The organism is Gordonibacter sp. (genome assembly GCF_036667095.1).
Lineage (GTDB): Bacteria > Actinomycetota > Coriobacteriia > Coriobacteriales > Eggerthellaceae > Gordonibacter.
In genome coordinates, this window is sequence record NZ_JAVWUP010000127.1 from 1 (window position 1) to 7,425 (window position 7,425).

The window sequence follows — 7,425 nt, forward strand, 5'->3', positions numbered from 1 at the left end:
CCCTATTTTTTCCGTAAATCAGTCGGTTACGCACCTTGTTTTCTAGAAATTTTCACATTAAAAAAGTTATCCTCTGACATTTTGCCTTTCGCCGATTACGATCATGTGAACGTAATCCGTCTACGCGAAAGGGCACCCGTATTTGAAGCTGGAAATCGGCAACACGCACCTGTATCAGTACCGCGATGCTATAGATCGCGGCGATATTGTTGCGGGCATCGAGATGGTGACGCTGCTTGACAAGTTGCTGGCAGAGATTGGGGAACCGGAGTACGTATACGACACCTCTGAAGCGATGCGACGCATCCACTTCATGGAAAATTGCATCCGGCTTACCAAATCCCCGTTCTACGGCAAACCGATGGTGCTCATGGCTTGGCAAAAGGCCTTCGTTGAGGTTGAATATTCCTTCAAGATGGCCGATACCGGCTATGATCGTTTCAAAAAAACCTTATTTCTGATCAGTCGGAAAAACACGAAGAGCGAGACTTGTTCGGCGCTTGCAAATTGCGATATGATCCTGGGGCTTCCTGGATCGGACATCGTCTGTGCCTCGAATGATGACAACCAGAGTGCTATCGTCTACGAGGCTATCGATACCATGCGCCTGCTTATGGATCCGGATAGCAAACTCACATGGCGCAACCAAAAGGGTATCAAGTGCAAAGACACTAATTCCAAGATATTCAAGATGAGCGATCGCATGCGCAACAAAGAGGGGCGCAACATCGACGTGGGCTATGTGGACGAAGCCCATGAAATGCTTGATGATTCCATCGTCAAACCCATCGAGCAAAGCCAATCACTCAAGGATAACCCGAAGCTGTTCATCCTCACCACGGAGGGCTTTGTGAATGGCGGCTACCTCGATGGGCTGCTGGTCTACGCACGCCGCGTGCTTTCGGGTGAAGATGACGGTCCCGCCGCAAAGCGCTTCTTGCCGTGGCTCTACACGCAGGATAGTGAGCAGGAGGTGTGGCAGGATCCGCGAAGCTGGGAAAAGTCGAATCCGACACTCGGCACCGTTAAGAAACGCGAGTACATCGTGGAGCAGCTCGACCTTGCGAGCAAGAGCAAATCAGACCGCATGTATGTGCTGGCTAAAGATTTCAACATCAAGCAAAGCAACGCCCAGGCGTGGCTTATGTCCGAGGATTATGGGTATGAGGCGACCTTCGAGGTTGAGGACTTCCGGGGTGCCCTGTGCCTTGGTGCGGTAGACCTTGCCGAAACTACCGACCTTACCAACGCAAAAATTCTGCTCATGAAACCGAATGATCCGGTGAAATACGTGTATTCGCACTACTGGATACCCGAGAGCAAACTTACCAAAAGCGATGATGAGAGCAGCGGTGCCCATTACCGCGAGTGGTGCGAGCAGGGGCTTATGACCATCACGGAAGGCAATGATGTTGATTTATCCCTCGTGGCGGATTGGTTCTACAAACTCTACAAGGATCTCGATATACGGTTGATGGTGTGTGGGTATGACCAGAAGTTTTCCAAGCAGTTCTTGAAGCGCATGGACGATTACGGTTTTGAAGTGGAAATAGTTTGGCAGAATAAATACACGCTGTCCCAGCCCATGAAGCTGGTAGAAGCCGATTTCCTGGATCAGCAGATTAACTATAACAACAACCCCGTTGATGCGTGGTGTATAGGCAACACGGCCATGAAGATCGATGATCAATGCCTTGTCATGCCCGTGAAGATAGGCGGGCAGGCATCGCGCAGGATTGATGGCGCCGCCACCCTTATCGACCTGTACGAGATATACCGGCGCTATCGTACCGAGTTCACCCAGAATTTGGAGCAGTGATATGGGGTTATTTGAGTACCTTAAAGCGCGCAAGCAAAATTATACCTACTCGAAGATGATGGGCGGCGGTATGCCGGTGTTTTCCCAGTTCGGGCAGAACATCTATGCGAGCGACGTGGTACAGCAGTGTATCCACACAATCACAACCGAAATGAAGAAGCTGCAAGCCCAGCATATCCGCAAGGTCGGTTTCGACGTGGAGCCGCAGGTGGGCGCGGTGCAGACGGTGCTTGAGAACCCCAACCCGCTGATGACCATGTCCGATTTCATCGAGAAGACCATCTGGCTGCTGCTGCTCAACTACAACGCTTTCATACTACCTACGTTCGACTATGTGAACGGGAAGCGCCGCCTCACGGGCCTCTGGCCGCTGCAACCTGCCAGGGTGGATTTCTTGGAGGACCCGAGTGGGAAGATGTTTATCCGTTTTTACTTCGCCAATGGTCACGAGAGTGAAGTTGCTTATGAGGACATCATCCATATCCGTTACCGCTATTCGGTGAACGAGTACATGGGCGGCAATCAGTTCGGGCAACCCGACAACACGGCCTTGCTCGAAACCTTGGACCTTAACGACACCTTGCTGCAAGGCGTTGCCAAAGGGCTTAAGGCGGCATATGCCGTCAACGGCGTGATCAAGTACAACACCATGTTCGATAAGGAAAAAACGGAAGCTGCGATTAAAGAACTAGAGCAGCAGGTGCGTAACAGCGAGAGCGGGTTTATGTCTCTTGACCTAAAGGGCGAGTTCGTACCGTTCAAGCGCGATATCAAGCTGGTGGATACCGACACACTGAAGTTCATCGAATCGAAGATCCTGCGGCACTTCGGTGTTTCGCTGCCCATCCTCACCGGGGAGTTCACGCCCGAAGACCTGGCGGCGTTTTATCAGAAGTCCCTTGAGTCGATTATTGTTTCCATGACCCAAGCCTTCACTAAGGGCGTGTTCACGGCCAACGAGCGGGCGCATGGCAACAGCATAGCGTTTTATCCTGAAGAGCTCATTTTCATGTCAACCGATCAGACGCTTGAAATGATCGCACAGCTGGGGCCGTCGGGGACCATCTATGAAAACGAGAAGCGCACGGCGTTCGGCCTGCGTCCGCTACCCGAGTTGGCAGGCAAGCGCATGATGAGCCTTAACTGGGTGGACGTTGACTATGCCCGCGACTATCAACTAAACGAGCAAGGAGGCGTGGCCGATGGCAACGCAAACGACAGAGCAAGATAAGGCATTCCAGACGCGCACATTTGAGTTTGATATCCGTGCGGAGGAGGATGAGGCGAAGGGTTCGGTGCTTGATGGCCGCCCCATCGTCTACGACTCGAAGACCGATATCAGCGGTTGGTTCTCGGAAACCATCGCACGTGGCGCGCTTGACAAGGCGAACCTCAAAGACGTGCGCTTTCTGGTCAACCACGACACGAACATGATCCCCTTGGCACGCTCTCGCAACAACAACGAAAACTCAACCATGCAGCTTATGGTTGACAAGGATGGGCTTGCTATACGCTTGACCCTCGACACTGAGAACAACACCGAAGCACGCGCCCTCTACAGCGCCGTGCAGCGTGGCGACATCACGGGTATGTCCTTTATGTTCGCCATCGCAGAAGAAGAGTGGGTGGGTCTGGATACGGATTACCCAGCCAGAACCATTATATCCATCAGCCAAGTGCTTGAAGTGAGCGCGGTCACATGGCCAGCTTATGAGAGTACCGATATTTCAGCCCGCGACGAAAAGGCACTGGATAGTGCCCGCAGCGCACTGGATAGTGCACGAAAGTCAGGTGAACCGGATGGTTTGCTGGAGCTTGAAAAGCTGAAAGCAAAATATTTGTACGGACTGTAATAAAAATTTAGGGAAGGAACAAAATGAAAGACTATTTGAAGAAATTGCGTAAGCGCTGCGAGCAGAAGGTAGCAGATACTCGCACCGCCATGCGTGCATCCGACAGCGCCGATGAGGTGCGCAGTCTCGGGGAAACCCTTGATACCCTGGCTGCCGAATTGAAGGAGCTTGACGAAAAGCTTGCCGAGTTGGAGGGCGAGGGCGAGGGTGAAGGCGAAGATCCCGGCGCAGCTGGTGAAGGCGCGGACAGCGAGGCATCGCGCAGCACGCAGATGAACCCAATGGCAACGTATGGCAACCTCCGCACCGTGGCCAGCTTCCAGGTGGGCGAGCAGCGCAGTGCTGAGTCCAACGATGACCCGTTCGCCACCTTGGCGTATCGCCAAGCATTTCATCAGCTTGTGACGCGCCGCACGCCTTTGCCAGAGCAGCATCGTGCAGCAGTTAACCAGGCGCTTAGTCAGAGCCGCGCGGCTGATGCAGTGACACTCACGAGCGACACCACCGCTGTCATTCCCACCACGCTGGTGCAGGATATTATCAGCAAGGCTGACACCTGCGGCAACGTATGGGCAAAGACCACGAAGACAAACATCCAGGGTGGCGTAGAGATTCCTATCATGGATTTGAAGCCATCCGCAACGTGGATCGGAGAGGGCGAGGTAAGCAAAGACCAGAAGCTTAGCGCGACGGATAAGGTCGTGTTCACATATCACGGCCTTGAGTGTCGCATCGCGCAGAGCATTCTTGTTTCGGTGGTTACCATCGATGCGTTTGAGAAAAAGTTCGTGGAGTTGGGTACCGAGGCTATGGTGAAGGCGATGGAAGCTGCGGTTGTTAACGGCGATGGTTTGGGCAAGATGCTCGGTATCACCAAGGATCCTCGCATCAAAAGCATCATCACCCTTGCACCGGAGGACTTTACAAGCTGGGAGGGTTGGCAGAAGAAGGTTATCGCCAAGATCCCTAAAGCTTATCGCAACGGTGAGTTCATCATGGAGCAAGGTACCTTCGATGGTTACATTAACGGCATGGTTGATTTGAACGGTCAGCCCATTGCGCGCGTGAACTATGGCATTGAAGGCGAGGAGACTTATCGCTTTGCCGGTAAAACGGTCGAGACGGTCGAGCCCGCCTTACTGCCGTCTTACGAGGATGCCGCAACGGGGGACGTTGTCGCTATCTTCGGTAAGCTATCCGATTACGTGGTGAATTCCAACATGCAAATGCAGCTTGTGCAATGGACGGATCACGACACCAACAAGAACAAGACGAAGCTGCTGCTCATCTGTGACGGCAAGGTTGTGGATCCCCACGGCTTCATGCTGATCAAAAAAGGTGCCGCACCAAGCGGCGTGTAAGGGATAACTTCCGATGGCCAACTTCGATATTCTTGAGAGTGTAAAAACCAGCCTGGGGTTAGCTGGAAATGATTACCACGATGCTATGCTTCGCGGTTACATCGTCGAGGCAAAACGCTTTTTGGTTGATGCCGGCGTTGACTCCAGCGTGGTGGAATCGGAGGTGGCTGCTGGTGTCATTGCGCGTGGAGTGAGCGACCTGTGGAACTATGGGGCGGGAGGCGCGAGCCTCTCACCCTACTTCTTCCAGGCAGCGGCGCAGCTCGCTTACCGCAAACCTGGCGGTGGTGCGTGATGCGTAGTGAAACTTACACGGCGCCACTTCGCTTAGACACGGCAGCCTTGCTGTTTATACCCTGTAAGAGGGTGTACAACGGTGTTACTTCAAAGGTGTGGCCACTACAGGGTTTGCGGCTGTTTTGCGAGGTCAAAACCTATGGTGGGAGCGAGCAAGTTGTTGACGGTATATATTCCGTCCTTGATACCGCGATTATTAAATGCTGGTATGATCCGCGCATTACGGCAGGGTGTCGTATCGGGCTAGATACTGGTGAAACGTATGAGGTTGTTGGCCAGCCAGAAGACGTGGGGTATCGGCATCAGCACATGGCGCTGCGCGTTGAGCGCGTAACCGGCGGTGCCTAGTGGCGAAGATGGGTATAGATTTTGACGGCTTAGACGCGATTGTTACAAAGCTTGAGCGCCTGGGTGTTGGTACGGGAAAGGTTGCCGAAGCGGCTCTGAAGGTCAGTCATGAGATTGTGACCGGGCAAGTTGATAAAGCCCAGTCGGCTAGTGCTTACAACATTGCGCCTGGCGTCACGGGTGCGACTGCCTCAGCGGTGTCGCGTGTGTTCTCCATCGAATGGGAAGGCACGTGTGCTTCAGTTGGTGTTGGCTGGTCTATCCGCGCGGGCGGCTTACCGTCGGTGTTTCTTATGTACGGTACGCCGACACTCGCACCGGATCGTAGTTTATACAATGCGATCTACGGTGGCAAGACCAAGCAGCTTGTGCAGCAGGCTCAAGCAGACACCCTGCTGGATTTTCTGATAGATGGGAGCGTGAGGTGAAACAAAAGCTGATTGAGGTGCTGGAGCGGTTTGGCGATCCTGTCACACTCCAAGGGTCGCTTAATCCGGGCGAGGAGTATCCACCTGCGTTTTGGACATTCTGGGTTTATGATGCGCCTGAATCTTCGCATTATGACAATGCCCCTGCATCGTGTATTTGGGGGTTTTGGATATATTACTACAGCGTTAATCCTGAGGAGGTTCAACACGTGCCACTTGAGGCTAAGAGAAAGTTAAAGGAAGCCGGGTTCATAGTACCGGGGAAACCAGTGGATGCTGCAAGCGATCACAAGACCCATACCGGTGCGATGCTGACCGTGCAATTTTTGGAACGCTATAAGGAAGAGGTATAGATATGGGAAAGAACGTAGTTGAATTTAGGGGCATTGACAATCTGGTGTATGCAGAAGTGCTTACAGACAGTGTGGACGGGATAACCTTCGGGCCAGTGAAGCCATTGGTGCCTGTCGCTGAACTATCGAAGACCACTTCGAGTGATTCTGCAACGAAGTATTATGACAATCAGCCCATGATAAACGTAAAGTCTACGGGCCCTGATGAGGTTACGGTGACTTGTGCAGTGCTTGATTTGGAAACCCTCGCCGAACTCACTGGGCAGGATTTTGACAAAGAGCTGCAAATGATTATGGATGGCGAAAACACGAGCAAAGAGTTTGCCATCGGGTATCGAACAAAGGATACGGGTGGCCAGTATCGCTACATTTGGCGCCTGAAAGGCAATTTTAGTACGCCAGACGAAGCTTCCGCCACCGAGGATGATGGTACAGATTCCAAGAATCAAGAACTCAAATATACGGGAGTGTCTACTATTCACAAGTTTCTGAAGGACGGTAAATCTAGGAAATCGATTAATGTACAGCAAAACGATAAGGTTGATTTGACCTCGTGGTTTACTACGGTGCAGACGCCCGACACCGTCAAGGTGAAGGCGAGTGCTCCAGCAAGTTTGTAAAACAAGTAATTATTAATCTTCCCATGATGGCGTGGGGCTAAAACCTGGAGGATATAACTATATGGAAATGACCTTAAACGTTCGTAAGGGTGGCAAGGTAGAAAAAACTTACATAGCTGAAACCTATGATTTGATGTGGGGAACCATGGAGGATGTGCTGGCCTGCGTTGATTTTGAAACCATTTCAAACACGAATGATGCGAACAGCGCGACGCTTCTGTCAGCCGTAGGGAAGATGGTAATGGGGTCGATGGGGCAAGTTAAACCCCTGCTGAAGGATATCTTTCCCGGCCTGACTGATGCGGAAATAAGGTGTGTCGCCGTGAAGGAAATTGCAACAGCTCTT

Annotated in this window: 9 protein-coding genes; all 9 read left to right on the top strand. The window is 52.3% G+C overall.

What is annotated here, in order from left to right:
* Positions 1-142: 142 nt before the first annotated feature.
* A complete protein-coding gene (locus RR842_RS10350; protein WP_332729684.1) occupies positions 143-1,819 on the top strand; it encodes a terminase TerL endonuclease subunit in 1,677 nt (558 codons plus the stop codon).
* A 1-nt stretch (position 1,820) separates the two neighbouring features.
* Positions 1,821-3,050, top strand: coding sequence for a phage portal protein (locus RR842_RS10355; protein ID WP_332729686.1), 1,230 nt, complete (start codon positions 1,821-1,823; stop codon positions 3,048-3,050).
* Entirely contained in the window at positions 3,022-3,672 is a 651-nt protein-coding gene (locus RR842_RS10360; RefSeq protein ID WP_332729687.1) for an HK97 family phage prohead protease, read from the top strand. The genes RR842_RS10355 and RR842_RS10360 overlap by 29 nt, the downstream gene beginning before the upstream one ends.
* A gap of 23 nt (positions 3,673-3,695) precedes the next feature.
* The gene (locus tag RR842_RS10365) at positions 3,696-5,033 is read left to right on the top strand and encodes a phage major capsid protein (RefSeq protein ID WP_332729688.1); all 1,338 of its coding nucleotides are present in this window, start codon (positions 3,696-3,698) and stop codon (positions 5,031-5,033) included.
* A gap of 13 nt (positions 5,034-5,046) precedes the next feature.
* Entirely contained in the window at positions 5,047-5,328 is a 282-nt protein-coding gene (locus RR842_RS10370) for a hypothetical protein (RefSeq protein WP_332729689.1), read from the top strand.
* 358 nt (positions 5,329-5,686) lie between these two features.
* The gene (locus tag RR842_RS10375; RefSeq protein WP_332729690.1) at positions 5,687-6,106 is read left to right on the top strand and encodes a hypothetical protein; all 420 of its coding nucleotides are present in this window, start codon (positions 5,687-5,689) and stop codon (positions 6,104-6,106) included.
* Complete coding sequence (locus RR842_RS10380) at positions 6,103-6,459, top strand: hypothetical protein (protein WP_332729692.1); 357 nt, start codon at positions 6,103-6,105, stop codon at positions 6,457-6,459. The genes RR842_RS10375 and RR842_RS10380 overlap by 4 nt, the downstream gene beginning before the upstream one ends.
* A 2-nt stretch (positions 6,460-6,461) precedes the next feature.
* The gene (locus tag RR842_RS10385; protein ID WP_332729693.1) at positions 6,462-7,079 is read left to right on the top strand and encodes a major tail protein; all 618 of its coding nucleotides are present in this window, start codon (positions 6,462-6,464) and stop codon (positions 7,077-7,079) included.
* Between the two features lie 61 nt (positions 7,080-7,140).
* Positions 7,141-7,425 (top strand): hypothetical protein (locus RR842_RS10390; protein WP_332729694.1); only part of this gene is annotated, 285 nt, incomplete at its 3' end.

Coding starts and splice junctions, on each gene's coding strand:
- RR842_RS10360 (WP_332729687.1), top strand. CDS start 3,022: ATGGCAACGCAAACGACAGAGCAAGATAAGGCATTCCAGACGCGCACA.
- RR842_RS10365 (WP_332729688.1), top strand. CDS start 3,696: ATGAAAGACTATTTGAAGAAATTGCGTAAGCGCTGCGAGCAGAAGGTA.
- RR842_RS10355 (WP_332729686.1), top strand. CDS start 1,821: ATGGGGTTATTTGAGTACCTTAAAGCGCGCAAGCAAAATTATACCTAC.
- RR842_RS10375 (WP_332729690.1), top strand. CDS start 5,687: ATGGGTATAGATTTTGACGGCTTAGACGCGATTGTTACAAAGCTTGAG.
- RR842_RS10370 (WP_332729689.1), top strand. CDS start 5,047: ATGGCCAACTTCGATATTCTTGAGAGTGTAAAAACCAGCCTGGGGTTA.
- RR842_RS10385 (WP_332729693.1), top strand. CDS start 6,462: ATGGGAAAGAACGTAGTTGAATTTAGGGGCATTGACAATCTGGTGTAT.